At 63.3% G+C, this 26,704-nt stretch carries 26 protein-coding genes and 1 tRNA gene; 12 read left to right on the top strand and 15 right to left on the bottom strand.

The genetic code is table 11. The annotated features are described in order from the left end of the window. Positions 1-88: 88 nt before the first annotated feature. The 5 genes from rplT to BI347_RS12495 form a co-directional block, all read right to left on the bottom strand. Positions 89-448 (bottom strand): 50S ribosomal protein L20, encoded by a 360-nt coding sequence (gene rplT, locus BI347_RS12515; RefSeq protein ID WP_071112900.1) that lies wholly within the window; start codon positions 446-448, stop codon positions 89-91. Positions 449-460: 12 nt separating this feature from the next. Beyond that, a complete protein-coding gene (gene rpmI, locus BI347_RS12510; RefSeq protein ID WP_071112899.1) occupies positions 461-658 on the bottom strand; it encodes a 50S ribosomal protein L35 in 198 nt (65 codons plus the stop codon). 163 nt (positions 659-821) lie between these two features. Beyond that, on the bottom strand, positions 822-1,340 hold the full coding sequence (gene infC, locus BI347_RS12505) for a translation initiation factor IF-3 (protein WP_095210807.1): 519 nt from the start codon (positions 1,338-1,340) through the stop codon (positions 822-824). Between the two features lie 41 nt (positions 1,341-1,381). Beyond that, on the bottom strand, positions 1,382-3,283 hold the full coding sequence (gene thrS, locus BI347_RS12500) for a threonine--tRNA ligase (RefSeq protein WP_071112897.1): 1,902 nt from the start codon (positions 3,281-3,283) through the stop codon (positions 1,382-1,384). A gap of 192 nt (positions 3,284-3,475) precedes the next feature. Next, a tRNA-Val gene (locus tag BI347_RS12495) sits at positions 3,476-3,552 on the bottom strand. Between the two features lie 124 nt (positions 3,553-3,676). On the opposite strand from BI347_RS12495, the gene tgt reads away from it, so the two are divergent. The 7 genes from tgt to BI347_RS12460 all read left to right on the top strand — a co-directional run bounded on the left by tgt (position 3,677) and on the right by BI347_RS12460 (position 11,836). Then, entirely contained in the window at positions 3,677-4,792 is a 1,116-nt protein-coding gene (gene tgt / locus BI347_RS12490) for a tRNA guanosine(34) transglycosylase Tgt (protein ID WP_071112896.1), read from the top strand. Positions 4,793-4,928: 136 nt separating this feature from the next. Continuing rightward, positions 4,929-5,252: a preprotein translocase subunit YajC gene (yajC, locus tag BI347_RS12485; RefSeq protein WP_071115983.1), complete on the top strand. Its 324-nt coding sequence runs from the start codon at positions 4,929-4,931 to the stop codon at positions 5,250-5,252. A gap of 67 nt (positions 5,253-5,319) precedes the next feature. Then, on the top strand, positions 5,320-7,170 hold the full coding sequence (gene secD / locus BI347_RS12480) for a protein translocase subunit SecD (protein WP_071112894.1): 1,851 nt from the start codon (positions 5,320-5,322) through the stop codon (positions 7,168-7,170). Between the two features lie 3 nt (positions 7,171-7,173). Beyond that, positions 7,174-8,109 (top strand): protein translocase subunit SecF, encoded by a 936-nt coding sequence (secF, locus tag BI347_RS12475; RefSeq protein WP_071112893.1) that lies wholly within the window; start codon positions 7,174-7,176, stop codon positions 8,107-8,109. Between the two features lie 69 nt (positions 8,110-8,178). Further along, entirely contained in the window at positions 8,179-8,823 is a 645-nt protein-coding gene (locus BI347_RS12470; RefSeq protein ID WP_071112892.1) for a DedA family protein, read from the top strand. Positions 8,824-8,899: 76 nt separating this feature from the next. Next, complete coding sequence (mutL, locus tag BI347_RS12465) at positions 8,900-10,792, top strand: DNA mismatch repair endonuclease MutL (protein ID WP_071115982.1); 1,893 nt, start codon at positions 8,900-8,902, stop codon at positions 10,790-10,792. 87 nt (positions 10,793-10,879) lie between these two features. Next, complete coding sequence (locus BI347_RS12460) at positions 10,880-11,836, top strand: alpha/beta hydrolase (protein ID WP_071116411.1); 957 nt, start codon at positions 10,880-10,882, stop codon at positions 11,834-11,836. A 95-nt stretch (positions 11,837-11,931) separates the two neighbouring features. Here the strand turns inward: BI347_RS12460 and BI347_RS12455 are convergent, their stop codons facing one another. The 5 genes from BI347_RS12455 to BI347_RS12440 all read right to left on the bottom strand — a co-directional run bounded on the left by BI347_RS12455 (position 11,932) and on the right by BI347_RS12440 (position 17,564). After that, a complete protein-coding gene (locus tag BI347_RS12455; protein ID WP_071115981.1) occupies positions 11,932-12,627 on the bottom strand; it encodes a hypothetical protein in 696 nt (231 codons plus the stop codon). A gap of 183 nt (positions 12,628-12,810) precedes the next feature. Then, positions 12,811-14,100: an NAD(P)/FAD-dependent oxidoreductase gene (locus BI347_RS12450; protein ID WP_071115980.1), complete on the bottom strand. Its 1,290-nt coding sequence runs from the start codon at positions 14,098-14,100 to the stop codon at positions 12,811-12,813. Between the two features lie 61 nt (positions 14,101-14,161). After that, positions 14,162-15,337 carry an ABC transporter ATP-binding protein gene (locus BI347_RS12445; protein ID WP_083338849.1) on the bottom strand — a complete coding sequence of 392 codons (1,176 nt, stop codon included), beginning with the start codon at positions 15,335-15,337 and terminating at the stop codon, positions 14,162-14,164. A 91-nt stretch (positions 15,338-15,428) separates the two neighbouring features. Further along, positions 15,429-15,584: a hypothetical protein gene (locus BI347_RS23975; protein ID WP_158020780.1), complete on the bottom strand. Its 156-nt coding sequence runs from the start codon at positions 15,582-15,584 to the stop codon at positions 15,429-15,431. Positions 15,585-15,749: 165 nt separating this feature from the next. Continuing rightward, complete coding sequence (locus BI347_RS12440; RefSeq protein ID WP_071112888.1) at positions 15,750-17,564, bottom strand: GGDEF domain-containing protein; 1,815 nt, start codon at positions 17,562-17,564, stop codon at positions 15,750-15,752. A 157-nt stretch (positions 17,565-17,721) separates the two neighbouring features. Here BI347_RS12440 and BI347_RS12435 point away from each other — a divergent pair, with 157 nt between their 5' ends. From BI347_RS12435 to BI347_RS12415, 5 genes are all read left to right on the top strand, one after another. Then, the gene (locus tag BI347_RS12435; RefSeq protein ID WP_071112887.1) at positions 17,722-18,510 is read left to right on the top strand and encodes an alpha/beta fold hydrolase; all 789 of its coding nucleotides are present in this window, start codon (positions 17,722-17,724) and stop codon (positions 18,508-18,510) included. Between the two features lie 25 nt (positions 18,511-18,535). Continuing rightward, positions 18,536-19,324, top strand: coding sequence for an enoyl-CoA hydratase-related protein (locus tag BI347_RS12430; RefSeq protein ID WP_071112886.1), 789 nt, complete (start codon positions 18,536-18,538; stop codon positions 19,322-19,324). 70 nt (positions 19,325-19,394) lie between these two features. After that, complete coding sequence (gene sbcB / locus BI347_RS12425) at positions 19,395-20,813, top strand: exodeoxyribonuclease I (RefSeq protein ID WP_071112885.1); 1,419 nt, start codon at positions 19,395-19,397, stop codon at positions 20,811-20,813. Positions 20,814-20,949: 136 nt separating this feature from the next. Further along, a complete protein-coding gene (locus tag BI347_RS12420; protein WP_071115979.1) occupies positions 20,950-22,578 on the top strand; it encodes a methyl-accepting chemotaxis protein in 1,629 nt (542 codons plus the stop codon). A gap of 146 nt (positions 22,579-22,724) precedes the next feature. Further along, positions 22,725-23,549, top strand: a complete 825-nt coding sequence (locus BI347_RS12415) for an undecaprenyl-diphosphate phosphatase (RefSeq protein WP_071115978.1) — start codon at positions 22,725-22,727, stop codon at positions 23,547-23,549. Positions 23,550-23,554: 5 nt separating this feature from the next. Here the strand turns inward: BI347_RS12415 and BI347_RS12410 are convergent, their stop codons facing one another. The 5 genes from BI347_RS12410 to BI347_RS12390 form a co-directional block, all read right to left on the bottom strand. Beyond that, on the bottom strand, positions 23,555-23,959 hold the full coding sequence (locus tag BI347_RS12410) for an NUDIX domain-containing protein (RefSeq protein ID WP_071115977.1): 405 nt from the start codon (positions 23,957-23,959) through the stop codon (positions 23,555-23,557). 4 nt (positions 23,960-23,963) lie between these two features. Then, complete coding sequence (locus tag BI347_RS12405; protein WP_071115976.1) at positions 23,964-24,425, bottom strand: thioredoxin family protein; 462 nt, start codon at positions 24,423-24,425, stop codon at positions 23,964-23,966. 25 nt (positions 24,426-24,450) lie between these two features. Next, positions 24,451-24,918 carry an OsmC family protein gene (locus BI347_RS12400; RefSeq protein WP_071115975.1) on the bottom strand — a complete coding sequence of 156 codons (468 nt, stop codon included), beginning with the start codon at positions 24,916-24,918 and terminating at the stop codon, positions 24,451-24,453. Positions 24,919-25,023: 105 nt separating this feature from the next. Then, positions 25,024-25,833, bottom strand: a complete 810-nt coding sequence (locus BI347_RS12395) for a carbon-nitrogen hydrolase family protein (protein WP_071112879.1) — start codon at positions 25,831-25,833, stop codon at positions 25,024-25,026. After that, a complete protein-coding gene (locus tag BI347_RS12390; protein WP_083338848.1) occupies positions 25,830-26,678 on the bottom strand; it encodes a segregation and condensation protein A in 849 nt (282 codons plus the stop codon). The genes BI347_RS12395 and BI347_RS12390 overlap by 4 nt, the downstream gene beginning before the upstream one ends. Positions 26,679-26,704 lie beyond the last annotated feature (26 nt).

The raw sequence follows: 26,704 nt of genomic DNA, 5'->3' as shown, positions 1-26,704 counted from the left end.
AGTCTAATCAGCACTCTTCAGACGCCCGCGGCGCCAACAGCAAAAAAAAGGGAGGCAATGTTGCCTCCCTCTAGATCCATCCAGACGATTAAGCAGCGAGGCTTGCTTTCGCCTTTTCGACGATCTGCGCAAAAGCCGCTTTTTCGAAAACAGCCAGATCGGCCAGAACCTTGCGGTCGATTTCGATGCCGGCTTTTTTCAGACCGTTCATGAACTTGCTGTACGGCAGGCCGTTTTCACGGGAACCTGCGTTGATACGGGCAATCCACAGTTGACGGAACTGACGCTTTTTCTGACGACGGTCGCGGTAGGCGTATTGACCCGCCTTCATCACCGCCTGTTTGGCGATGCGATAGACGTTCTTCCGGCGGCCGCGATAGCCTTTCGCCAGTGCGAGGATTTTCTTGTGACGAGCACGTGCGGTTACACCGCGTTTTACGCGTGGCATATATCAGTCTCCTTAAGCGTAGGGCAGCATGGCGCGAACAGAGGCCATGTTGGTGCTATCCACCATGGTGGTACCACGCAGTTGGCGCTTGTTCTTGGTGGTTTTCTTGGTCAGGATGTGACGCTTGAACGCATAAGAGCGCTTGATACCACCACTGCCCAGCACTTTGAGACGCTTTTTCGCGCTCGACTTGGTCTTCATTTTCGGCATGGAAATGCTCCTGCTGAATTTGTTTGGATTAGACACAGGGTGGCCCCCAGACTTAACTGGTTGCACTTGAAACCGCTGCGTCACGCTTTTAAGGACGTTGCCGACCTACAAAACCGACACGGCAGAGATCACTCTGCCGTGTTCGGAAAAACGATTATACCGATTATTTCTTCTTCGGTGCAATCATCATCACCATCTGGCGGCCTTCCAGGCGCGGGAACTGCTCCACCGTGCCCACTTCCGCCAGATCGGCTTCCACGCGCTTGAGCAGCGCGAGGCCGATGTCCTGGTGTGCCATCTCACGACCGCGGAAGCGCAGAGTGACCTTGGCCTTGTCGCCTTCAGACAGGAAACGGACCAGATTGCGCAACTTGACGTTGTAATCGCCATCGTCGGTACCCGGACGGAACTTGATTTCCTTGATCTGAACCTGCTTCTGCTTCTGCTTGGCTTCGTGACGCTTCTTGGACATCTCGTACTTGTACTTGCCGTAGTCCATCAGCTTGCACACCGGGGGCTGAGCGGTCGGGGAAATCTCCACCAGATCCACATCGCCCTCTTCGGCCAGAGCCATCGCTTCACGCAGACTGACGATGCCAATCTGCTCACCTTCCTTACCTACCAGACGGATCTCACGGGCGGTAATTTCGCCGTTGATCCGTGCTTCGCGTTCCTGAGCTATAGCTAAATCTCCTAAAAAATAATTTGTCTGCCGTTGCTGGATCAGGCCTCAGGCATCTCAGCCTTGAGGCGCGCCGCGAAGGCGTCCAGCGTGAGCTGACCCAGGTCTTCGCCCCGGGCGCGCACGGCAACTAGACCGTCTGCCTTTTCCTTGTCACCGATAATGATCTGGTACGGCAACTTTTGCAGACTGTGTTCGCGAATTTTATAGCCGATCTTCTCGTTTCTCAAGTCAAGCGCGACGCGGAAGCCTTGTTTCTCAAGAGATTTGGCAACTTCACTAGCATAATCCGCCTGTGCCTCGGTGATATTCATCACCACCATCTGCACCGGCGCCAGCCACAGCGGGAAGGCCCCGGCGTGGTTTTCGATCAGAATGCCGAGGAAGCGCTCCAGCGAACCCAATGCCGCGCGGTGCAGCATCACCGGACGTTTGCGGCTGTTGTCGTCCGACACGTATTCGGCATCCAGACGCTCCGGCAGCATGAAGTCGAGTTGCAGGGTACCACATTGCCAGGAGCGACCGAGCGCATCTTTGACGTGATATTCGATTTTCGGGCCATAGAAGGCGCCTTCGCCCGGCAACTCTTCCCATTCCACGCCACAGGCGCGCAGCGCTTCGCGCATGCCTTCTTCGGCTTTGTCCCAGGTGGACTCCTCGCCGATGCGCTTGTCCGGACGCAGCGCCAGCTTGATCGCCACCTTGTCGAAGCCGAAGCGTTCGTACACTTCCATCACCAGGCGGTGGAAATCTTTCGCCTCCTGATTGATCTGGTCTTCGGTGCAGAAGATGTGGCCATCGTCCTGCACAAAACCGCGCACGCGCATGATGCCGTGCAGCGCGCCGGTGGGCTCGTTGCGGTGGCAGGAGCCGAACTCGGCGTAGCGCAGCGGCAGGTCGCGGTAGGAGCGCAGGCCGCTATTGAAGATCTGCACGTGGCCCGGGCAGTTCATCGGCTTCACCGCGTAGTCGCGTTTTTCCGACTCGGTGATGAACATGTTCTCGCGGTAGTTGGCGGCATGGCCGGAACGCTCCCACAGGTTCACGTCCATCATCATCGGCGTGCGCACTTCTTGGTAGCCCTCGCGGTTCAGCTTGGCGCGCATGTACTGCTCCACGCTCTGCCACAGCTGCCAACCCTTGGGGTGCCAGAACACCATGCCCGGCGCCTCGTCCTGCAGGTGGAACAGGTCCAGCTGCACGCCCAGCTTGCGGTGGTCGCGCTTTTCAGCCTCTTCCAGCATGAACAGGTATTGCTCCAGGTCTTCCTTCTTGGCCCAGGCGGTGCCGTAGACGCGCTGCAGCATCTCGTTCTTGCTGTCGCCGCGCCAGTAGGCGCCGGCCACCTTCATCAGCTTGAACACCTTCAGCTTGCCGGTGGAAGGCACGTGCGGGCCGCGGCACAGGTCGGTGAAATCGCCTTCGCGGTAAAGGCTCAGCACCTGGTCCGCCGGAATCGATTCGATGATCTCGGCCTTGTAGGCTTCGCCTATGCCCTTGAAGTAGGCGATGGCTTCGTCGCGCGACAGCTCGTAACGCTCGACCGGGATATCCTTCTTCGCCAGCTCGGCCATCTTCTTCTCGATGGCGGCCAGGTCTTCCGGCGTGAACGGACGCTTGTAGGCGAAATCGTAGTAGAAGCCGTTTTCGATCTCCGGCCCGATGGTCACCTGCGCCTCCGGGAACAGCTCCTTGACGGCGTAGGCCAGCAAGTGGGCGGTGGAGTGGCGGATGATGGACAGGCCGTCGGCGTCCTTGTCGGTGATGATGGCCAGATCGGCATTACCGTCGATCAGGAAGCTGGTATCCACCAGCTTGCCGTCCACCCGGCCAGCCAGCGCGGCGCGCGCCAGGCCAGTGCCGATGGAGGCGGCCACCTCATGAACCGTTACCGGTTTGTCGAAAGAACGGATAGAGCCGTCCGGCAAGCGAATGTCTGGCATATCAACTCCAACGAGGGCGAGTATTTTCGGTGATCGAATCTAAAACGAATTCTGGGAAAAGGGTAAAAAAAAAGTGCGGCCTGAGCCGCACTTCTTTCGCATGGGAACAACCCGCAAGGCTCAGCTTCCGTGAGTATGTCGGGTTGTGGTAGTTCGCAAGAAATTCACTTGGCAACTCCATGCATTAAATTCTGGTAGGCACGATTGGATTCGAACCAACGACCCCCACCATGTCAAGGTGGTGCTCTAACCAACTGAGCTACGTGCCTGCCGTCGAGCTCAGAATATTAAAGAAACACGCAAAGCTTGGCAAGCATAATTTTCAAGACGCGCCGCGCAAGGCGCGCTTACGGTATACTAGCGGCCTGATTTTGCTAAACAAACACATCCAGAATGCTGAAGTTTACCGTACACAAGACCTCCGGCGGCGCGCGGCGCGGCACGCTGGAGTTGAACCACGGCACCGTGGAGACCCCGGTTTTCCAACCGGTGGGCACCTATGGTTCGGTCAAGGCGATGAGCCCGGTCGAGCTCAAGGACATCGGCGCCGAGATCATCCTCGGCAACACTTTCCATCTGTGGCTGCGCCCGGGGCTGGAGATCGTCGAGCAGTTCGGCGGCCTGCATGAGTTCATAGGCTGGGACCGCCCCATCCTCACCGACTCCGGCGGCTTCCAGGTGTTCAGCCTGTCCGACATGCGCAAGCTCACCGAGGAGGGCTGCACCTTCCAGAGCCCGATCAACGGCGACAAGCTGTTCCTGAGCCCGGAGATCTCGATGAAGATTCAGACCGTGCTCAATTCGGACATCGTGATGCAGCTGGACGAGTGCACGCCCGGCCAGGTGGACCACGCCACCGCGCAGAAATCGCTGCAGATGAGCCTGCGCTGGGCCGAGCGCTCGCGCCGCGCCTTCGACGACCTGAACAACCCCAACGCGCTGTTCGGCATCGTGCAGGGCAATCTGTACACCGACCTGCGCCAGGAATCGCTGGAAGGCCTGATGCAGGTGGGCTTCGACGGCATCGCCATCGGCGGCCTGTCGGTGGGCGAGCCCAAGCCTGAAATGTACCGGATGCTGACCGAGCTCAAGGACATGCTGCCGGCGGACAAGCCACACTACCTGATGGGCGTGGGCACGCCGGAAGATCTGGTGCACGGCGTGGCCAACGGCGTGGACATGTTCGACTGCGTGATGCCGACCCGCAACGCGCGCAACGGCTGGATCTTCACCCAGTGGGGCGACGTCAAGATCAAGAACGCGCGCTACAAGGACGACAAGAAGCCGCTGGACGAGGCGTGCGAGTGCTACACCTGCAAGAATTTCAGCCGCGCCTATCTGCACCATCTGCATCGCGTCGGAGAAATCCTGGGCGCCCGCCTCAACACCATCCACAATTTGTTCTACTACCAGGAACTGATGCGCCAGGTGCGCAAGTCCATTGAGGACGACCGCTTCGAGGACTTCCGCCTGGCATTCGCCGCCAACCGCGCGCGCGGCGTCAATTAAGGCCGGGGGCGGGGGAACCGGCGCGCAAAAGCGCCGGTCCTAAGCCCTTGCCGCGCTCCATGGTTGGAAAAGCCATGGAGCATGGCTACAATGCCCTGTTTGAAATCAGTAGCCATAACAACTAGGAGTCATCCTGATGTTCATCTCCCCCGCCTTCGCTGCCGGCAACGGCTCTCCCGCCGGTTTCGACCTGATGGGCTTCCTGCCCATGATCGTGATTTTCGTGCTGTTCTGGTTACTGATGGTGCGCCCGCAGCAGAAGCGCATGAAGGAAACCCAGAAGATGCTGTCGGAAATCCAGAAGGGCGACGAAGTCGTCACCCAGGGCGGCATCGTCGGCCGCGTGGTGAAAGCCAGCGAGCAATACCTGACCCTGGAAATCGCCAACAACGTAGAAATCAACGTGCAGCGCGCCGCCGTCAACGGCAAGCTGGAAAAAGGCACGATGAAGTCCCTGTAAGCAAGCCCTGGCCGCCCCGGAAGCCCTCCGCTGGCGGCCTGTTCATTTCCCTCCCCAGAACTAGAACATGAACCGCTACCCTCTCTGGAAATACCTCGTCATCGTGGTGGCGCTGATCCTGTCGGCGATCTACACGCTGCCCAACTTCTACGGCGAAACCCCCGCCGTGCAGGTCTCCAGTTCGCGCCAGTCCATTCCGGTGGACACCGCCGTGATGGCGCGGGTGGAAGAGGCGCTGAAAGCGCAGAACATCAGTCCTGACGGCGTCTACCTGGACGCCGCCAACAGCCTGAAAGTGCGCTTCAAGGACACCGACACCCAACTGAAGGCGCGCGACGCCATTCAGCACGCGCTAGGCGACAACTACATCATCGCGCTCAACCTGCTGCCGGCCTCTCCCGCCTGGCTGACCGCGCTGCACGCCAACCCGATGTTCCTCGGCCTAGACCTGCGCGGCGGCGTCCACTTCCTGCTGGAAGTCGACATGCAGGCCGCCACCGACAAGACCATGGAGCGCTACGCCGGCGACCTGCGCCGCGAGTTGAAGAACAAGCAGGTGCGCTACGGCGCCATCAAGCGCAACGGCAACACGCTGGAAGTGCAACTGCGCGATGGCGACACGCTGAAGTCGGCGCAGGACGTGGCCTACCGCACGCTGCCCTCGCTGGCGGTCAAGACCGACGACAGCAGCAACAAGCTGCTGCTGACGCTGAAGCCGGAAGAGATCACCAAGATCCAGACCGACGCCGTCAAGCAGAACATCATGACTCTGCATAACCGCGTCAACGAGCTGGGCACCACCGAACCCATCATCCAGCAGGCAGGCCCCAACCGCATCGTGGTGCAGCTGCCCGGCATCCAGGATACCGCCCGCGCCAAGGACATCATCGGCCGCACCGCCACGCTGCAGGTGCGCATGGTGGAAGACGACCAGGGCAAGCTCAACGACGCCGTCAACGGCAATGTTCCGGCCGGCTATGAACTCTTGGACGATGTCAGTTCGCGCGGCCACAGCAAGATCCTGCTGAAGAACGACGTGGAGCTCACCGGCGACAACATCAACGACGCCAACCCCAGCTTTGACCAGTTCGGCGCGCCCGCCGTCAGCATCACGCTGGACAGCGCCGGCGCCGCCATCTTCCGCCAGCTCACCGCCGAAAACGTCGGCAAGCGCATGGCGATGGTGCTGGTGGAAAAAGGCCGCAAGGAAGTGGTGACCGCGCCGGTGATCCGCACCGAGATCGGCGGCGGCCGCGTCGAGATCTCCGGCAGCATGAACTCCGCCGAAGCCAACGACACCGCCCTCCTGCTGCGCGCAGGCTCGCTGGCCGCGCCGATGAACATCATCGAGGAACGCACCATCGGCCCGAGTCTGGGCAAGGAAAACATCGAGAAGGGCTTCCACGCCACGCTGTGGGGCTTCGCCGCCATCGTCGCCTTCATGGTGCTGTACTACGGCCTGTTCGGCGTGTTCTCCGGCCTGTCGCTGGCGATCAACGTATTCCTGCTGGTAGCCATCCTGTCCGCGCTGCAGGCCACGCTGACCCTGCCCGGCATCGCCGCCATCGCGCTGGCGCTGGGCATGGCGATCGACGCCAACGTGCTGATCAACGAACGCATCCGCGAAGAGCTGCGCAACGGCGTGCCGCCGCACTCGGCGATCCAGGCCGGCTACGGCCACGCCTGGGCCACCATCCTGGACTCCAACGTCACCACGCTGATCGCCGGCCTGGCGCTGATGATCTTCGGCACCGGCCCGGTGCGGGGCTTCGCCATCGTGCACTGCCTGGGCATCCTGACCTCGATGTTCTCGGCGGTGCTGGTCTCGCGCGGCCTGGTCAACCTGTGGTACGGCCGTCGCCGCAAACTGACCTCGCTGGCCATCGGCCAGGTGTGGAAACCGGAAAACAAGGGCTAAATCATGGAGCTTTTCCGCATCAAACGGGACATCCCGTTCATGAGCTACGGCAGGCTCACCACGGCGATTTCGCTGGTGACCTTCATCGTGGCGGTATTCTTCCTGGCAACCCGCGGCCTGAACTTCAGCGTGGAGTTCACCGGCGGCACCGTGCTGGAAGTGCAGTACCAGCAATCGGCCGATCTGGACAAGATCCGCGACACCGTCGACCAGCTGAAGCTGGGCGAAGCCACCGTGCAGAACCTGGGCAGCAGCCGCGACGTGATGATCCGGCTGCCCAACAAACCGGGCACCAGCTCGGCCCAGCTGTCGGACAAGGTAATGGGCCAGCTTAAGGCCATCGACAATGGCGTGCAGCTGCGCAAGGTGGACTTCGTCGGCCCCAGCGTCGGCGCCGAACTGGTGTCCAGCGGCCTGACCGCCGTCATCCTGGTGTGCCTGGGCATCATGGCCTACCTGGCGCTGCGCTTCGAATGGCGCTTCGCGGTAGCGGCCATCATCGCCAACATGCACGACGTGGTGATCATCCTCGGCTGCTTCGCCTTCTTCCGCTGGGAGTTCTCGCTGACCGTGCTGGCCGGCATCCTGGCGGTGCTGGGTTATTCAGTGAACGAATCGGTGGTGGTGTTCGACCGGATCCGCGAAAACTTCCGCAAGCCGGGCATGCGCGGCCAGCCGGTGGCCTCGGTCATCGACAACGCCATCACTTCGACGATGAGCCGCACCATCATCACCCACTTCTCCACCGAGATGATGGTGGTGTCGATGCTGGTATTCGGCGGCCCGGCGCTGCACGGCTTCGCCATGGCGCTGACCATCGGCATCCTGTTCGGCATCTACTCGTCGGTGCTGGTGGCCAGCCCGATCGCGCTGTGGCTGGGCGTGACGCGCGAGCACATGATCAAACCGGTGAAACCCAAAGAGGAAGCGGTGGTCTGACCACAGTTTTTACCGACTGGCCGGCTTGTCCGGCCAGTTTTTCTTTAGCCCCCTGACAAGACGATACCCATGGAAGCCATCACCTTTCTGATCGACTTCATCCTGCACATCGACGCCCACCTCACCCAGTTGGTGGCCGCCTACGGTCCGTGGATCTACGCGATTCTGTTCCTGATCGTGTTCTGCGAAACCGGCCTGGTGGTGACGCCCTTCCTGCCCGGCGACTCGCTGCTGTTCGTCGCCGGCGCCCTGGCGGCGATGGGCCAGATGAACCCGCACCTGCTGGTGGCGCTGCTGTTCGTCGCCGCCGTGCTGGGCGACGCCGCCAACTACTCCATCGGCCGCAACATCGGCATGAAGCTGTTCGAGCGCTTTCCGCGGCTGCTGAAGCAAAGCTACCTGGACAAGACCCACGCCTTCTACGAGCGCCACGGCGGCAAGACCATCATCTTCGCCCGCTTCGTGCCCATCGTGCGCACCTTCGCGCCTTTCGTCGCCGGCATCGGCAAGATGCACTACCCGCAATTCCTGAAGTTCAACGTGGTCGGCGCCGTCGTCTGGGTGGCGGGCTTCACCTATGCCGGCTACTTCTTCGGCAACCTGCCTTTCGTCCGCAAGAATCTGGAGCTGCTGATCTTCGGCATCATCTTCGTCTCCTTCCTGCCCGGGCTGATCGAGATATGGCGCCACAAGCGCGCCGCCGCCAAACAGTAGTAGAATTCTCCCCATGGCCGCCGCAGCGGCCATGATTCTTTTCCGACACCGCTCCGACACCGCATAGCCGCCGCCCATGAAACGCATCCACCGCCTGCCCGACCACCTCGTCAACCAGATCGCCGCCGGCGAAGTGGTGGAACGCCCCGCCTCCGCGCTGAAGGAAATGCTGGAAAACAGCCTGGACGCCGGCGCGACGCGCGTCAGCGTGGACCTGGCCCAGGGCGGCATCAAGCTGATCCGCGTCACCGACAACGGCGCCGGCATCGCGGCGGAAGACCTGCCGCTGGCGCTGGACCGCCACGCCACCAGCAAGATCGCCTCGCTGGACGATCTGGAATCGGTGGGCACGCTGGGCTTCCGCGGCGAAGGACTGGCCAGCGTGGCATCGGTTTCGCGGCTTACCCTGATCAGCCGGCCGCACGACGCCGAACACGCGCACCAGATCATCGCGATAGACGGCACGCTGCACCCGGTGGAGCCGGCCGCGCATCCGCACGGCACCAGCGTGGAAGTGGTGGACCTGTATTTCAATACCCCGGCGCGGCGCAAGTTTCTGAAAAGCGAAAACACCGAGTACGCGCATTGCGCCACCACCTTCGAGCGCATCGCGCTGGCGCACCCGCAGGTGGAGTTCCTGCTGCGCCACAACGGCAAGGTGGCGTGGCGACTGCCGGCGCAGGGCGCTCAAGAGCGCGTGGCGGCGCTGCTGGGCAAAGACTTCGTCGCCGCCGCCATCGAACTGGACAACCAGGCCGGGCCGCTCTCGTTGTCCGGCTTCATCGCCTCCCCCACTTATTCCAAGGCCAGCCGCGACGCCCAGTATTTCTACGTCAACGGCCGCTTCGTGCGCGACAAAACCGCCCAGCACGCGCTGCGCCAGGCCTATCGCGACGTGCTGCACCACGACCGCCATCCGGCCTACGCGCTGTTCTTCCAGCTTGAGCCATCCGGCGTCGACGTCAACGTCCACCCCACCAAGATCGAGGTGCGCTTCCGCGAAAGCCAGGCGGTGCACCAGTTCCTGTTCCACAGCGTGCACAAGGCGCTGGCCGGCACCAGCGCCGGCGCCGCGCCGACGGTGCAGATGAACGACGCGCCGGCGGAACCCGCGCTGGCGCGCGGCGAATCCGCGGCGCTATTCCAGGCCCCGACCTCCTCCAGCCCGCCGGCCGCGCGTCCGGCGCCGCAGCCCTTCCACTATCAGCAACAGTCCATTCCGCTGTCGGTGGCGCGAGAAGCGGTGGGCGTTTACGACAAGATGTTCGGCGGCATGCGCGAGGAAGAACGGGCGCTGAACCAGGCCGCCCCCCTCATGCCTTCGCCGGCGTCAGCGCTGCCCCATCCCGTCGTCCTGGCCATGCCGGCCCACGACGAAGACGGCATCCCGCCGCTGGGCTTCGCGCTGGCGCAGCTGCACGGCGTCTACATCCTCAGCCAATGCGCCGAAGGCCTGATCCTGGTGGACATGCACGCCGCGCACGAGCGCATCGTCTACGAACGGCTGAAAACCGCGCTGGAGACCGACGCCATTCCGCTGCAGCCTCTGCTGCTGCCGGTATCGTTCGCCGCCGACCGCATGGAAGTGGCCACCGCGCACGAGCATGGCGAGGAAATGAAGACGCTGGGGGTGGAACTGGCGCCGCTGTCGCCGACCCAGATCGCCGTGCGCGGCGTGCCGGTGTGGCTGAAAGACGGCGATCCGGTAGAGCTGGCGCGCGCGGTGCTGAAGGACGTGCGCGAATTCGGCCTGTCCCAGGTGCTGACCGAGCGCCGCAACGAACTGTTGGCCACCATGGCCTGCCACGGCGCGGTGCGCGCCAACCGCCAGCTGACGCTGCCAGAAATGAACGCGCTGCTGCGCGACATGGAAGCGACCGAACGCTCCGGCCAGTGCAACCACGGCCGCCCCACCTGGAGCCGGCTGACCATGCGCGATCTGGACAAGCTGTTCATGCGCGGACAATAAAACCGCCGCTTGCCGGACGCCGCGGCAATTGAATGACATTAAATTAATTGGCGCCGTATCATGGGCTTTTCACCCGTAGAGTCCGCCATGCGCCTTGCCTTCTTCGCCGCCCTGCTGACCATCGTTTCCAGCCAGGCGCTGGCGGCGATCGGCCAGCCCATCGACCTGGACGCCCCCAGCGGCCGCATCTCCGGCTCGCTGCTGCTGCCGGACCACGCCGCCAAACCGCCGGTGGCGCTGATCATCGCCGGCTCAGGCGCGATAGACCGCGACGGCAACTACCCGGGGCCCCCCGATGGCAGGATAGACAACCTCAAGCAGCTGGCGCAGGCGCTCTCAGACGCCGGCATCGCCTCGCTGCGCTACGACAAGCGCGCCATCGCCGCCAGCCGCGCCGCCGGCCTGGATGAAGGCAAGCTGCATTTCGACGACTACGTGGCCGACGCCGCCGGCTGGATCGCCAAGCTGCGCGCCGATCCGCGCTTCTCTTCGGTGATGGTGATAGGACACGGCGAAGGGGCGCTGATTGGCATGCTGGCGGCGGGAAAACAGCCGGTAGCCGTCTTCGTCTCGCTGAACGGCCCGGCCCGCAACGCCGCCGATATCCTGCGCGCCCAGTTGAAGCCGCGCCTGCCGGAACATCTAGCCAAAGCGAGTGAACGCATCCTGCAGGCGCTGCAGCAAGGCCGCGAAGCCGACAATGTGCCCGGCCCGCTGATGGTGGTGTACCGCCCCAGCATCCAGCCCTACCTGATCTCCTGGTTCCGCTATACGCCCAGCCAGGTCGTCCAGTCGCTGCGCATCCCGATGCTGATCGTGCAAGGCACCGCGGATCGGCAGGTGGACAAGCAGGAAGCGTTGGCGCTGCACACCGCCCAGCCGGACAGCCGGCTGGCACTGATAAACGGCATGGATCACCTGCTGCATGGCGACGGTTCGTCCAGTCGTCCGGTTTCGCAGCAAGACCAGGCGCCGCCGCTGGCGCCGGAGCTGGCCGGAACGATTGCCGGCTTCCTGAAGCAGGCGGCGCCGGCAGAAAAATAGCCGCAAGCCAGCCAAGCCGTCTTTGCTCAAGAGGGCGCTCTTGCGCATGGACTTGTTACCCTGCGATACGCTTGCAGTTTCCCCTGCCTGGCGGCTTACATTGTCAGCGTCAGCGCAGTGGCTCTTTGCGTGCACTCGTCCATCAAGAGAATCTCCAGAAAAGGAGAAGATGCAACCTGCTTCTCCACTTCCGCCACCAACAGCTTCCAATCATCAACCATGTAAATATTATTCAGGCAGCATTGAATGACCAGCGAGGTATGGCGGGGATAGGCGACTGCCGATTTTTTGCGTATGGATTCGACAACGATAGGCACAAAGTTGAGCACATGCTCGTGGTTTCCGAATACGACCGGTTCGGATTTCAGAGGCGTATTCCTGCTGGCGTCTATCCCTTTGGGAGCGTAGACGACCTCCCCTCGATTCAACATCTTGCGCACCCAGTGCTGATTGGGGTGCATAGCGCTGGTTACCTCCAGATATGCCAGCTTTTCATAATAACCTTGCGCGACGTAGTCTCCTCTCTGGTGAAGCTCGGCATCATAATGCTGGCTCCCGTCCACCCAGCGCACCGAGATATACCGGCCCGCTCGGTAATAATGCTGAACATAGCGGCAAATCGGCATAATCTCGTCCAGCAAGCGTTTCACCGCTCCCCGCTCGGACCGCATCCTGAACCGCTCGATCCCGCCCGGCTCCGCCCTGAGTTTTTCAAACAAGGCATAGGATTTGGAACAAAAATCCAGGCCGTCCAGAATCTGTCCGTCCAGGTCAGCAATCGAGACATCCATCACACGCTCCGACAATCAGCCCAGTCAAATCGGGAGGCGGCCAAAACCATCCCCTTCAATCCCAAACAGATGACGTCATAGTCCGCCAGAACCAATCCCGCAAGCGTCGCACGCCCCTGAAAAGCAGACAGCCCGCAGGCGCTCAGCGCATACGGGCCGTTTCCATGCCTATCAGAAACCGGATCACAGGTAATCCAGCATCCGGTAATAAGCCATGCCCAACACCAGCGCCGGCGTGCGCAGCAGCTTGCCGCCGGGGAAGGGCCGGTGGCGGATTTTGCTGAACAGATCCAGCCGCGACGAGGTGCCGGCGATGGCCTCCGCCACCACCTTGCCGGCCAGGCCGGTGATGTTGACGCCGTGGCCGGAAAAGCCTTGCAGGTAGTAGACATTGCCGGATAGGCGGCCAAAGTCCGGCGCGCGGTTGACGGTGATGTCGCAGAAGCCGCCCCAGGCATAGTCGATGCGCGCGTCGGCCAGCTGCGGGAACACGCGCAGCATGTCGGCGCGCATGGCGCCGGCCAGGTCGCGCGGCTCGCGACCGGAATAGCTGACCTTGCCGCCGAACAGCAAGCGGTGGTCGGCCGACAAGCGGTAGTAATCCAGCACGAAATTGGTGTCGCACACCGCCATATTGTCGGCGATCAGCGCGCGGGCGCGCGCTTCGCCCAGCGGCTCGGTGGCGATGACATAGGTGCCGGCCGGCATGATGCGCCGTTCCAGCTCTGGAACCAGCGCGCCGATGTAGGAGTTGCAGGCCAGCACCACTTGCTTGCAAGACACCGCGCCATGCTCGGCATGGACCTTGGGCGCCGCGCCCTGCTCCAGCCGCGTGGCGGGCGATTGCTCGTAGATGTCCACGCCGGCGTCCCGCGCCGCCTGGGCCAGGCCCAGCGTGTAATTCAGCGGATGCAGGTGGCCGGAGCGCGAATCGAACAGGCCGCCCTGGTAGCGCTCGCTGGACAAACGGCGACGCAGCTCGGCGCGGTCCCATAATTGCTGGCCGCCGTAGCCATAGCGGATTTCCGCCTCCCGCTGCCAGGCTTCCAGCGCCTTCAGGTGGCGCGGCTTCACCGCCACGCTGACATAGCCGCGCCGCCAGTCGCATTGGATGTCGTGGCGCCTCACCCTCTCGTCGATGATGTCTATCGCCTCCACCGACATGTTCCACATCGCGCGCGCGGCGTCGTCGCCCAGTTGGCGGCGGATGGAATCGATATCGCTGGCGAAGCCGGCTATCACCTGGCCGCCGTTGCGGCCGGAGGCGCCGAAACCCACCGCGGAGCCTTCCAGCAGGATCACGGAGAAGCCCTTTTCGCGCAGGTTCAGCGCCGCCGACAGGCCGGCCAGGCCGCCACCCACCACGCAGACGTCGCAGCTGGCGTCCCCTTGCAGTTCGGCGCGGCGGACCCAGGGATGGGCAGTGGCGGCATAGTAGGACGGAGGGTGCGGCTGATGGGCGAAGCGCAGCATAGAATCCTCGAAAGCAAAGACCGGCGGGAGGCCCCGCCAAGGCGGGGCCATACAGGCAGCGCTACATGATCAGCACCACCGGCACATCGGCGCGCCAGCTGACGTACACCGGCTCGCCCCAGGTGGGCGGCGTTTCATTGGCGTCGCACCAGCGCGACGATGGCACTATCGATTTGACGATCTTGCCGCCCGCCAGTTTCACGTGATAGATGGAATAGCTGCCCAGATAGGCGATATCCTGCACCACGCCGGCGGCGCGGTTGGGCCCCGACGCCAGCGGCTGCTTGTCCAGCCGCACGTCTTCCGGCCGGATGCTGGCCCACACGTGCATGCCCTTGGGACCGGTGATGCCGTGGTCGATGCGGATCACACCGCCCAGCTCCTGCGAGTTGATCTCAACCAGATCCGGTTCGTCCACCACCACCGCGCCCTCCAGCATATTGGTCTCGCCGATGAACTCGGCGGTGAAGCGGCAATTGGGGTATTCGTAGATCTCGGTCGGAGTGCCCACCTGCAGCAGCTTGCCCTCGCTCATGATGCCGATGCGGCTGGCCATGGTCATCGCCTCTTCCTGGTCGTGGGTGACCATGATGCAGGTGACGCCCACCGCTTCGATGGTGTTGACCAGCTCCAGCTGGGTCTGCTGCCTGAGCTTCTTGTCCAGCGCGCCAAGTGGTTCGTCCAGCAACAACAGCTTGGGCCGCTTCACCAGGCTGCGCGCCAGCGCCACCCGCTGCTGCTGGCCGCCGGACAACTGGTGCGGCTTGCGGCCGGCGAACTTGCGCATCTGCACCAGATCCAGCATTTTCGCCACCCGTTCAGCGATTTCATCCCGGGGGACTTTGTCCTGCTTCAGGCCGAAGGCCACGTTCTCCTCCACCGTCATGTGCGGGAACAGCGCGTAGTTCTGGAACATCATGTTGACCGGCCGCTGGTAGGGCTGCAGGCCCTGCATGTCCTGGCCGTCCAGAATGATGCGCCCGCCGCTCGGCGTCTCCATGCCCGCCAGCATGCGCAGCAGCGTGGACTTGCCACAGCCGGAGCTGCCCAGCAGGGCGAAGATTTCCTTTTGACGGATATCCAGGTCGATATGGTCCACCGCCAGATGATCGCCAAACTTCTTCACCACTCCGGATATCTTCAGGTAAGGCGCCTCCGCGCTGCCGCTTGCGCCAGGGACGGCGCCTGCGGCGGGAACGGCTGCTGCGTGTTTTGTGGCCGCGATGGCTTCCGACATGATCTGACTCCCTCCAACTCAAACACCAGGCAGGCGCGATGCCGACGGCTGGGACGCGTCCTGCGCATCAATGGAAACGGCAAGAAACGGGCTATGCCGCGACGGACAGCGATAGGCTTTGCGCTGCCCGCATGGCAAAACGCGGTTTGCCTTGCCTGAAAAGATTAAACGAAGAAAGAAGCGAGCGGGAAGATGCGGTGGGCGGCTGCGCCGGGAATGGCGCGACGAAACGGATGGAACAGGCCATGATGTCTCCTCTTCATCTGCCGTCCGGCGGACAGCGCAGCCGTCGTCGGTCGCGGCGGCTTTTGGGGACAGCCTATGCCATGTTTAATAAATTTGACAAGCGTCGCGGTAAGGGACGACGCGAGCGGTAGCCCGCGCTGTCGTTTTCCCGCCGCAGAGACCTCGGTTACGCCTGCCCGCAACGACACGCCGCCACCGCTGCGGCCGGCTGCCGCCTTTCGACGAACAGGCTGTTGCCCGGCATTTTCTTGGCCTGCTTCTTCGCCTCCGCCGTCACCGCGCCGATCTCGTAGTGGTTGCCGAACTGCCCCGGCCTCACCCTGACCACGCCCAGCGACAGCGTGGTCAACGGCAGGAACATGATCTCGCCGTTGCGCGCCGTCACCTCGAAACCGCCCGCCTCGCGGTGGCACTCGGAGAAATGCTGCGCCGCCTGCCGGCCAAATACTTCCAGCACGCATTGCAGACGCGCCTCCCAATCGTCCGCCTGCATCAGCACCACGAAATCGTCGCCGCCGACATGGCCGACGAAGTCGCGCTCCGGATCGGCATGCTCCAGCAGCAGGTGGGCCACCAGCTCGATCAGGCTATCGCCGGCGGCATAACCGTATAAATCATTAAACGGCTTGAAGTGATCCAGGTCGGCATAGGCCACCACGAAAGGCGTCTTCATTCCCAGCAGGCGGTCTATGGTCTCGTTGATCGGCACATTGCCGGGCAGGCCGGTCAGCGGATTGGCGTAGCGGGCGGCCGACAACTGCAGCTCTGTGATCTTGCGCATCAGCGCGAAGCCAGTGCCCATGCCCAGATAGCGGCCGCTTTCGGTGATGATGAAGCCGTCCACCAGATAGCGCTGCTCCGCCGCCACCACCAGGCTGGACAATTCATGCACATTCATGTCGGCGCTCACCACCAGCGGCTGCTTGTCCATCATCAGATGACAAGGCTTTTTGCCGTACAGCTCGCGGTTGAACGGCTTGGCGAAGCTTTCCAGCAGGTGATGGCGCCGCAGCAGACCCACCGGCACCCCGTCCTCCACCACCGGGATGGCGAAGCATTCTGGATGATCGGCGAAGCGGCGATAAGCGGTTTCGTTGGGCACCTTGGCATCCAGCGGCATCACTTCCAGCAGCAGGTCGCGCGCCAAGGGCTGATTGCGCAGGCCGTGGCGGCGGCTGCCGGCCCAAGGCAGCGCGTCGGTCTGCAGCGGCAACTCGTGCGCGGGATTGGCCTGGGGCCGGGCCAACAGATAGCCCTGGCCGTAGCGCACGCCCAGCCGGCACAGCGTGCGCAGCTCCGCCGCCGCCTCAATCCCCTCCGCCACCAGCATGGCGCCGGATTGGCGGGCAATGTCCACCATCGAGCGAACGAATTGCTCCTTCAAGGGATCGAGGTGGATGTTCTGCACGAAATGCTTGTCCAGCTTGACGAAATCGGGACGCAGCTCCGACCACAGCCGCAGATTGGAAAACCCCTCGCCCAGATCGTCCAGCGCAATGCGCAGACCGCCCTGGCGGCAAACGCCAGTGACTTCGCGCAAGGCCAGATAGCCGCCATTGGGCCGGGTTTCGGTCAACTCGAGAATCACGCGCTTGCTGTCCAGGCCGATCTGGCCGAAGAAACCCAGGATGGCGGCTGGTTTCTGCCCTTGCAGCAGCAAGGTCTCCGGGCTGGTGTTGACGAACAGCAGCCCCGGCAGCGCCAGTTCGACGAAGCGTTCGGCGCAAGCCCGCAGGCAGGCCTGATCCAGCGACAGCGTCATCTGGCAGCGCTCCGCCGCCTCGAACAGCATCATCGGCGAATGCAGCGTGCTGTCGGACGGACCGCGTATCAGGCCCTCGTAGCCCAGTATGCTGCCCGCATCCAGATCGACAATGGGCTGGAACACCGGCTGCAGCTTGCGCCGGCCTATGATTTCCTCCAGCTCCTGACACCAGCCCACCGGCCCGTGCGACAGGGACGGCTCGACGCAAGTTTGCATGATCTTGAAAAAACTGCCTGATTTCGTTAAACCCCGCTAATCTAAGCCAGAAAAATGTCAGCGACATTACATTGCGCTATTTGCCCGCCCCATCTGTTCAGCGACACCCGGCGGGTCCTAGAATGAATGACACCGCAGCCAGAAACAGGAGCTTGCCATGCCGTATGCTCAGATAGCCGGGCACCAGATCTACTACGAGGAAAGTGGTCATGGCGGCCAGACGTTGCTGCTGCTCAACGGCATCACCATGTCCACGGTGGGCTGGACGCTGATGCTGCCGCAGCTGGAGCCATACTTCCGCCTGTTGCGGATGGACTTCCTCGGCCAGGGACAGAGCGATCATCCGCCGGCGGAGCTGTACCATCTGGCAGAACAGGCCGACCTCGCCTGCGGCCTGCTCGACCAGTTGCAGATCGAACAGGCCTATCTGGTGGGCCTGTCCTATGGCGGCATGGTGGCGCAGCACTTCGTCCACCGCCATCCCGGCCGCGCCAGCCGGCTGTTCCTCGCCGGGACGCTGGCCTGGGCCGACAGCGTCAACGGCCACATCGGCGACAGCTGGATAGCCGCCAACAGCCAGGGCGGGCTGGATCTGCGCTACCAGGTGAGCATCCCCTGGCTGTTTTCCAGCCGTTTCCTGGCCAGCAACGCCGCGATGCTGGACGATCTGAAAATGCTGGCCGGCATGGTGGACTGGGATGCGGTGGTCCGGCTGATCAATGGCGTGCGCCAGCACGACGCCCGCACCTGGCTGCCGGAATTGCAACTACCGGTGCATATCCTGGTCGGAGACGAAGACCGGCTGACGCCGCTATACCAGGCCAGGCTGCTGCACAGCCTGATCCCGGACGCCGGGTTGGAAATCCTGCCCGGCGCCGGCCACGTACTGCACATCGAAGCCGTCGAGGCCTTTGCCCGCGGCATCATTCAATTCAGCCCGCGCTGAAGCGGCATCCACCAGGGGGAGTCTCATGAGCACCCAAGCCGTATTGCTGAACGTCAACAAACAAGGCGTGGCCACCGTCACGCTGAACCGCGCCGACCTGCACAACGCGCTGGACGATGAAACCATCAGCCTCTTGGCCGCCACGCTGGAAACCCTGGCCGAAGACAACGATGTCCGCGCGGTGGTACTGACCGGCAGCGGCATCAGCTTCTCCGCCGGACACGATCCCGACTGGCTGCGCCGACTGTCGCAGTTCTCCGCCAGCGAGCTGAACCGCTACGCGCAACAGACCGCCCGCCTGCTGCACACTCTGGACACCCTGCCCAAACCCACGCTGGCCAGGGTGCAAGGCTCGACCTTCGGCCTGGGCATGGCGCTGGTGGCCTGTTGCGACATCTCCATCAGCGTGTCGGAAGCGCTATTCAGCTTGTCCGACGTCCGCTTCGGCCAGATCCCGGCGCTGGCGGCCCCCTACCTGATCCGCGCCATCGGCGAGCGCTCCACCCGGCGCTACTGCATCAGCGCCGAGCGTTTCAACGCCGGCAAGGCCAAACGCCTGGGCCTGATCCACCAGGTGGTGGAAAACGACGAGCTGGACGCGGCGGTAGAGCACATGCAGGGCCAACTGCTGCTCAACAGCCCGGCGGCGATGCGCGCGGCCAAGCACCTGATAGGCGAGATCGGCCAGCACAACATCACGCCGCAAGTGATGCAGCAATGCATAGAGCACAGCCTGGCGGTGCGGATGAGCGACGAAGGACGGGAAGGCATACTCGCCCTGATCGAAATGCGTAAGCCCGGCTGGATGGAATAAGCCGCGGCCGGCTGGCCCAAGCGGCGGGCCAATGCGACAATAGCCGCGTCTAACGTTTGCCTCCCAGCCCATGTCCAACCACACATTCTTCTGGCACGACTACGAAACCTTCGGCGCAGTGCCGCGCCAGGATAGGCCTTCGCAATTCGCCGGCATCCGCACCGACGCCGAACTCAACGAGATCGGCGAGCCGGTGATGCTCTACTGCCGGCAGGCGCCCGACTATCTTCCCACGCTGCAGGCCTGCCTGCTCACCGGCATCACTCCGCAGCTGTGCCAGCAACGCGGCGTGGCCGAGCATGAATTCGCCGGCGTGATAGAACGCGAGCTGGCCACCCCCGGCACCATAGGCGTCGGCTACAATTCGCTGCGCTTCGACGACGAAGTCACCCGCTTCCTGTTCTGGCGCAATCTGATCGATCCCTACGCCCGCGAATGGCAGAACCATTGCGGCCGCTGGGATCTGCTGGACCTGGTGCGCGCCACCTACGCGCTGCGCCCGGACGGCATCGTCTGGCCCAAGCATGAGGACGGCAGAACCAGCTTCAAGCTGGAGCACCTGTCGGCGGCCAATGGTCTGGCCCACGAATCGGCCCACGACGCGCTGTCCGACGTGCGCGCCACCATCGCGCTGGCCCGCCTGATCCGCGACAAGCAGCCCAAGCTGTTCGACTACTATCTGACCCTGCGCAAGAAAGACGCGGTCAAGGTGCAACTGTCGCTGCACGATCCCAAGCCGGTGCTGCACATCTCCGGCATGTACGGCGTGGAGCGCGGCAATCTGGCCATGGTCTGGCCGCTGGCGGCCCACCCGACCAATGCCAACGAAGTCATCGTCTGGGACCTGACGCACAACCCGGCGCAGTTGCGCGGCCTGAGCGCCGACGTCATCCGCCAGCGCATGTTCAGCCGCGGCGAAGATCTGCCGGCGGGCGTGGAGAGGCTGCCGATCAAGACCATACACATCAACAAGTCGCCGTTCGTGGTGGCTAATCTCAAGGTGCTGAGCGCGGAGCGCGCCGCGCACTGGAGCCTGGATCTGGATGCCGTCGCCCGCCATGCCGAAACGGCGCGCGCGCTGCCCGAGCTCTCGTCGTTATGGCGCAGCGTCTACCAGCGCGAAGCCGGCGCGCCGCAGGACGTCGATGAAAACCTGTATGGCGGCTTCGTCTCCAACAACGACAGGAAAGCGCTGCAGAAAATGCGCCGGCTGTCGGCGCTGCAGCTGGCCGGAGAAATGGGCCTGTTCGAAGACCCGCAACTGGCGGAACTGCTGTTCCGCTACCGCGCCCGCAATTTCCCGACAACCTTGTCTGGCGAAGAGCAAAACCGCTGGCGGCAATGGTGCCGCGCCCGGCTGGAGCGCTCCGCCCCGGCCTTCCAGGACGAGTTGTCGGCCTTGCAGGCCGCCGATCTGCCCTCAGTCCAACAGCAACTGCTGCAACAGGTGGCGGATTACGCCGCCAGCCTGCAGGCCTCGCTGGCCTGAACGGCGGCGGGCCGGCTCTGCCGGCCCAGTCCCGCCGTCCATCCGGCTGGGTACGCATTTATGCGTATGAATTTCCACTATTTCATGAACTAGAACTATTTATATGTAGACCCGCAATACCATCCAGGAGATACGCATGCTGCACCTGCTTACCGTCAGGCAAAAACTCCTGGGCGGCTTCGCCCTGCTGATCCTGCTGCTTTGCGGGGTCGTCTTCGTCGCTTACAACAAACTGCATACCATCCAGGACAATATCCGCGAGATCCGCGAGGACCGTTACCCCAAGATCGTGCTGGCGCAGCAAATTTCGCTGAATCTGCTCAACATCAGCCGCGAAGTCCGCGACGGCGTGCTCGCCCGCGATCCGCAAACCGCGGAACGCCACATCCGCAATGTCGACGCCATACGCGCCGGCAACCAGGCCGATCTGGACAAAATGGAACCGCTGCTGGCGCAACCGGAAGGCCGCGCCCTATTCGCCAAGGTCCGCGATGCCCAAAACCAGCAACGCCCGCTGTTCGACCCGATGTATGCGCTGATGCGCAACCACCAGATCGACGCCGCCAGCGAATTCCTCGACAAGCGCTTCGCCCCGGCCAACAATGCGTTCATTGCGGCGCTGCAATCGCTGCGCGAACGGCAGCAGAGGCGGCTGGAAAACTCGATGGTCGCCGCGCTTGAATCCAGCCAGCAGGCCATCATCATCTTGCTGGGCACCGCGCTGGTCTCGTTGGTGCTGGCCATCGCCGTCGCGCTGTTGATCTCCGGCACGATCACCACTACCCTGCGCAAATCCGCCCTGCTCGTGCACCAGATACGCGAGGGCGACCTGTCAGGCGTTTCCGAGCCGATTCCGCCGGCCCGCGACGAAGTGATGGGCATCGCCCGCGACATCCAGGAAATGCGCCAGGGCCTGCGCGAAGTGGTGCTGAGCATCCAGGAAAACGCCCATCAGGTATCGGACTCCGCCCGGGCGTTGTCCGGCATGGCACAGCAGGTGGCCAACGGCGCCCAGACCCAGGCAGAGGCGACCACCTCCGCCGCCGCCTCGATCGAGCAATTGACCGTCAGCATCAACCAGGTGGCCGACAACTCCAGCGAGGCTTCGGAGCAGGCGCAGACCGCCGGCCAGCTGGCCAATCGCGGCGGCACCGAAGTGCTGGAATCGGTGGGCAAGATCCGCTTCGTCACCACATCGGTCGATGACACCTCCAAGCAGATGAACAGCCTGACCAAGGAAGTGCAGCAGATCGGCAATATCGTCACGGTGATCCGCGACGTGGCCGACCAGACCAATCTGCTGGCGCTGAACGCCGCCATCGAGGCCGCCCGCGCTGGCGAGATGGGCCGCGGCTTCGCAGTGGTGGCGGACGAAGTGCGCAAGCTGGCGGAGCGCACCACCACCTCGGCGCAGGAAATCACCACCATGATAGGATCGATCCAGCAAGGCGTCGGCAAGGTGGTGCACAGCATGGGACAGAGCCTCAACTGCGTGGAAGGGGTATCCGGCACCGCCGAGCAGGCCTCCAATTCGATGCGCGAAATAGAAAACAGCGCCGACACCATCATGCGCACCATCCACAGCATCACCGGCGCGCTGACCGAACAGCGCAGCACCAGCCTGAGTCTGGCGCAGGATATGGAGAAAGTATCGCGGATGGCCGAGGAAAACAATGCCACCGTGCAGGAGCTGGCCACCACCTCCAGCCAGCTGAGCACCCTGTCCAGCAATCTGCAAAACGTGACCACCCGTTTCAGGCTGTAGGCTTTCCTCTCCTCGATCCAGCCTTGCCGTGCCCCCGGGCACGGCCTTGTTTTCAACGCAATATTTCAGTCGTTTTCCGCCGCCATCCGACGTCAACCGTCAAAATATTTTATAATCGCGCCCATTTCCACCTCCGCGAGCGCGCAATGGACCCCATCCTGCTATTCCACTCCCTGATCATGGGGCTGATTGAAGGCATCACCGAATTCCTGCCCATCTCCTCCACCGGCCACCTGATCCTCGCCGGCGATCTGCTGAACTTCCTCGACAAGGAAAAACGCGACGTCTACGAGATCTTCATCCAGTTGGGCGCGATGCTGGCCGTGGTATGGGAGTACCGCCGCAAGATAGCATCCACCCTCGCCGGCGCGGGCCGGGCCGGCAAGGAGCGCAACCTTCTGCTGGGCATCAGCATCGCCTTCATCCCGGCGGCCATCCTCGGCAAGCTGTTTTCCGAAAGCATCAAGGCCGCGCTGTTCAACCCAGTATGCGTGGCGACAGCCTTCATCGTCGGCGGACTGATCATCCTGTGGGCGGAGAAGCGCCAGCACGCGGTGCGGGTGGAAACGGTGGATCAACTGAGCCTGAGGGACGCGCTGAAAGTGGGTCTGTGCCAGTGCCTGGCGCTGATTCCCGGCACCAGCCGCTCAGGCGCCACCATCATCGGCGGTCTGTTCTTCGGACTGTCGCGCAAGGCCGCCACCGAGTTCTCGTTCTTCCTCGGCATTCCCACGCTGGGAGCGGCCTCGCTCTACAGCCTGTACAAGCACCGCGCGGCGCTGAGCGCCGACGACATCGGCGTATTCGCCGTCGGCTTCATTGCCTCTTTCGTCTTCGCCTTCCTCGCCATCCGCGCGCTGCTGCGCTTCATCGCCAGCCACAGCTTCATCGCCTTCGCCTGGTACCGCATCGGTTTCGGACTGCTGGTGCTGGGCAGCTGGTGGAGCGGCTTGGTCGACTGGAGCGCGTGAGCCGGTCAAAAGCAGGCGCTGGCGACCACGCCCTGGAAAGACAGGCAGTCGTCCACCCGCCGCCGCTGCACGCGGCCCAGTTCGTCCAGAGCGAAATAGCGGAACGCCGAATGCTCGTCGCTGAGCCGCAATGCGGCGTGGTCCGGCAGGCTGCAACGAAAGATGAAGGCCTGGGAGTTATAGGCGCGGTGGTAGTAGACGCCGCTCAGATACGCGACGGCCACATCGCAGCCCAATTCCTCACGGCACTCGCGCGCGATGCACTCGTGTATGGTTTCGCCAGGCTCCAGCGCGCCGCCGGGCAGCCCCCAGTCCAGCGACCCATACGTGGCCTTCAGCAACAGCACCGCCCCGGCCGCGTCGGTGATCACCACATGGGCGCTAAGACGGAAACAGTCGTCAAACGCCACTGTCTTACTGCTTGGCAGTCTCGCGGCTGACCCGCTCGAAAAACTCGTAGATGCCGGTTTCGCTCATCCGTCGCGCGTCGGCCAATTCTCCGGCGCGAGTGGCGTAGATCACCTGGTTGTCCGGCGACAGCACCACCGCCGCCGGGATGCCCTTGGCTATCGGATGGCCATAGGCGGCGTCGATGTCCAGGTTATGATCGAAATTGCCGACATCCACTTTCACCACCTTGAAGGCGCGGGAGATCAATTCGGCGCTTTTGCCGCTTTTCAGCGCCGTATCCAGCGCGCGGCAATCCTCGCACCAGTTGGCTCCCAGGATCAGCAGCACCGGCAGATGGTTCTGCCTGGCCGCCTGCAGCGTCTGCCGCAGCTCGGCCTTGGCGTCGGCGTTTTCGTCGTAGGGCTTGGGCGCCGCCAGCGCGGCGGTGGACAGCAGCAGCGACAGCAAGATCAAAAATTTTCGCATGGGATGCACTCCAAAAAAATGATTATCAGGCCAGCCGCGGCTGGCACAGCACTTCGGACTTCACCGACAGGGCGATGAAGCATTCTTCATGGGCGGCATGGTGCAGCGCCTCGATTTCGGCCAGGCTGGGCGCGCGTTCGCCGCAAAACCGCGCCAGCGGCCGCAGCGTCACCCGGCTGATCCAGAACTTTCCGGCTTCGTTCCTGGCCATTTCGCCCTCGGCCAGGTCCTGATAGTAGTCGACCACCAGCCCCTGGCGCGCGGCCAGATCGAGAAACCACAGCATGTGGCAGCTGGACAGCGAGGCGATGAACGCCTCCTCCGGGTCCACCGCCGCCGGGTCGGAATACGGCGCGCGCACCACATTCGGCGACGAAGAGCCCGCCACCTCGGCGCCGCCGTCAAAACGCCACACATGGCGCCGGCTGTAGCGGCGGTCGAGAAAATCCTGCTCGCCGCGCCGCCATTCCACCTCCATCTGATGACTTGCCATCCGTCCTCGCTCCATTGTGTCGGCCAAGCAGCAAACCATACCATCGGCATGGAGCGAGGCGCATCCCGCGCGCCGGCAAGCTTCAACCCAAGTGGATGGCAACTCTCAATAGCACTGCGGCCGCAACGCAGCCAGGCCCCACACCTCGTCCTGCTCCCGCCGCCACCGCCTCAGCCCGGTCAAATCCAGCCGCGCCGGCAGCAGTTGCTCCCGCTCATCGGCCTGCGCCTGGATGCGTCCTGCCGCGTCGATCAGACAGCTGCCACCGTCATGCAGCGGCGCCGGATAGTTGCACAAGGCGATGGCGCAGCGGTTTTCCAACGCCCGTCCGCGCAGCTGTTGCAGCCTGGCGTCGCCCAGCTCCGCGTCGCTGAGCATGGGGCAGGCATTCGGCACCAGGATCAGTTCGGCGCCCTGCTTCATCAACGTCCGGGCGGCTTCCGGAAACTCCCGGTCGAAACAGATCATCGCGCCGACGCGCACGGTCTGCCCCCGCAGCAGCAGATCGGCGCAGGGAAAACACCCGCCCGGCTGCAGCGCCGTCTCGGTGCCGCCGGTGAAGTTGCAGATATGGACCTTGTCGTAGTCAAAGGCTATGCCGCCATCGGCGCCGTGCAGCCGCAAGCGGTTGCGCAGTCGGCCATCGCAAACGGCCAGATAGGTGAAGCCCAACGCCAGACCATGGCGGCGCGCCAGCCGCGGCAATTGCGCCAGCACCGGATGGCTGTCGTCCCAGGCATGAGCGGCCGTCATTCTGGCGCTGTCGTAGGCTATGGGCCACAGCTCCGGCAGCAGCAACAGCTCAGCGCCCTGTCGCGCAGCCTGCGCGCACAGGCGCTCCAGCGCGGCCGGCAGCTGTCCGGCATCGCGCGGCGGACCGCATTGCGCCAGCGCCAATTGCAGGAACTGGCTCATGCCAGCGCGATCCGCACATAGATCGGCTGATAAGGCGCGTCCTGGCTCACCTTGACCAGGCCTTCTTTCACCAGCTCCAGCACGGCGATGAAGTTGACCACCAGATGGGCCACGCCCTTGGCGATGTCGAACAACTCCTCAAACGGCACATACTCGCGGCCGTCCAGATAACGCAGAATCCAGCTCATCTGCTCGCGCACCGACAGCTCGTCCTTTTCCACCTTGTGATGGCGGTGATGTTTGGCGCGCGACAGGATGGCCATCCAGGCCTGGCGCAGGTCACCGGCGCTGACATCGGGCAGCCGCTGCTCGGCCGACTGCTCCACCAGCACCGCCAGCCAGGCGAAATCGCGGTCGGCCTGCGGAATCCTGTCCAGCTCCAGCGCCGCCAACTTCATCTGCTCGTACTCCAGCAAACGGCGCACCAGTTCGGCGCGCGGGTCATCCGGCTCGCCGTCCTCGTCCAATTGCGGTCGCGGCAGCAACAGCCGCGACTTGATCTCGATCAGCAGCGCCGCCATCAGTAAATATTCCGCCGCCAGTTCCAGCCGGCCCTGCTGCATCACGTCGATGTAGGACATGTACTGAACGGTGATGGCCGCCATTGGGATGTTGAGCACGTCGAGATTCTGCTTGCGGATCAGGTAGAGCAACAGGTCAAGTGGCCCTTCGAAGCTCTCCAGGATCACTTGCAGCGCATCGGGCGGAATGAACAGGTCCTGCGGCACCTCCAGCACCGGCTGGCCGAACACATGGGCAATCGGCACGCTGGGCGGCAGCTCGGGCGCGGTCAGCTGGAAATCGGCGAGGGAATCGGGACGTGGCGTATCTGGCGCGGCATTCATGCCGACAAGGATACCAGTTCGCCGCC

It is taken from the genome of Chromobacterium sphagni, from assembly GCF_001855575.1.
Lineage (GTDB): Bacteria > Pseudomonadota > Gammaproteobacteria > Burkholderiales > Chromobacteriaceae > Chromobacterium > Chromobacterium sphagni.
Note: the sequence above shows the minus strand (reverse complement) of the source record. Positions and strands in the feature narration are given on the sequence as shown.

Excerpts from the sequence above, each read along its gene's own strand:
- rplT (WP_071112900.1), bottom strand. The coding sequence starts at position 448 with ATGCCACGCGTAAAACGCGGTGTAACCGCACGTGCTCGTCACAAGAAA.
- rpmI (WP_071112899.1), bottom strand. The coding sequence starts at position 658 with ATGCCGAAAATGAAGACCAAGTCGAGCGCGAAAAAGCGTCTCAAAGTG.
- thrS (WP_071112897.1), bottom strand. The coding sequence starts at position 3,283 with ATGCCAGACATTCGCTTGCCGGACGGCTCTATCCGTTCTTTCGACAAA.
- tgt (WP_071112896.1), top strand. The coding sequence starts at position 3,677 with ATGCTGAAGTTTACCGTACACAAGACCTCCGGCGGCGCGCGGCGCGGC.
- yajC (WP_071115983.1), top strand. The coding sequence starts at position 4,929 with ATGTTCATCTCCCCCGCCTTCGCTGCCGGCAACGGCTCTCCCGCCGGT.
- secD (WP_071112894.1), top strand. The coding sequence starts at position 5,320 with ATGAACCGCTACCCTCTCTGGAAATACCTCGTCATCGTGGTGGCGCTG.
- secF (WP_071112893.1), top strand. The coding sequence starts at position 7,174 with ATGGAGCTTTTCCGCATCAAACGGGACATCCCGTTCATGAGCTACGGC.
- BI347_RS12470 (WP_071112892.1), top strand. The coding sequence starts at position 8,179 with ATGGAAGCCATCACCTTTCTGATCGACTTCATCCTGCACATCGACGCC.
- mutL (WP_071115982.1), top strand. The coding sequence starts at position 8,900 with ATGAAACGCATCCACCGCCTGCCCGACCACCTCGTCAACCAGATCGCC.
- BI347_RS12460 (WP_071116411.1), top strand. The coding sequence starts at position 10,880 with ATGCGCCTTGCCTTCTTCGCCGCCCTGCTGACCATCGTTTCCAGCCAG.
- BI347_RS12455 (WP_071115981.1), bottom strand. The coding sequence starts at position 12,627 with ATGGATGTCTCGATTGCTGACCTGGACGGACAGATTCTGGACGGCCTG.
- BI347_RS12450 (WP_071115980.1), bottom strand. The coding sequence starts at position 14,100 with ATGCTGCGCTTCGCCCATCAGCCGCACCCTCCGTCCTACTATGCCGCC.
- BI347_RS12445 (WP_083338849.1), bottom strand. The coding sequence starts at position 15,337 with ATGTCGGAAGCCATCGCGGCCACAAAACACGCAGCAGCCGTTCCCGCC.
- BI347_RS23975 (WP_158020780.1), bottom strand. The coding sequence starts at position 15,584 with ATGGCCTGTTCCATCCGTTTCGTCGCGCCATTCCCGGCGCAGCCGCCC.
- BI347_RS12440 (WP_071112888.1), bottom strand. The coding sequence starts at position 17,564 with ATGCAAACTTGCGTCGAGCCGTCCCTGTCGCACGGGCCGGTGGGCTGG.
- BI347_RS12435 (WP_071112887.1), top strand. The coding sequence starts at position 17,722 with ATGCCGTATGCTCAGATAGCCGGGCACCAGATCTACTACGAGGAAAGT.
- BI347_RS12430 (WP_071112886.1), top strand. The coding sequence starts at position 18,536 with ATGAGCACCCAAGCCGTATTGCTGAACGTCAACAAACAAGGCGTGGCC.
- sbcB (WP_071112885.1), top strand. The coding sequence starts at position 19,395 with ATGTCCAACCACACATTCTTCTGGCACGACTACGAAACCTTCGGCGCA.
- BI347_RS12420 (WP_071115979.1), top strand. The coding sequence starts at position 20,950 with ATGCTGCACCTGCTTACCGTCAGGCAAAAACTCCTGGGCGGCTTCGCC.
- BI347_RS12415 (WP_071115978.1), top strand. The coding sequence starts at position 22,725 with ATGGACCCCATCCTGCTATTCCACTCCCTGATCATGGGGCTGATTGAA.
- BI347_RS12405 (WP_071115976.1), bottom strand. The coding sequence starts at position 24,425 with ATGCGAAAATTTTTGATCTTGCTGTCGCTGCTGCTGTCCACCGCCGCG.
- BI347_RS12400 (WP_071115975.1), bottom strand. The coding sequence starts at position 24,918 with ATGGCAAGTCATCAGATGGAGGTGGAATGGCGGCGCGGCGAGCAGGAT.
- BI347_RS12395 (WP_071112879.1), bottom strand. The coding sequence starts at position 25,833 with ATGAGCCAGTTCCTGCAATTGGCGCTGGCGCAATGCGGTCCGCCGCGC.
- BI347_RS12390 (WP_083338848.1), bottom strand. The coding sequence starts at position 26,678 with ATGAATGCCGCGCCAGATACGCCACGTCCCGATTCCCTCGCCGATTTC.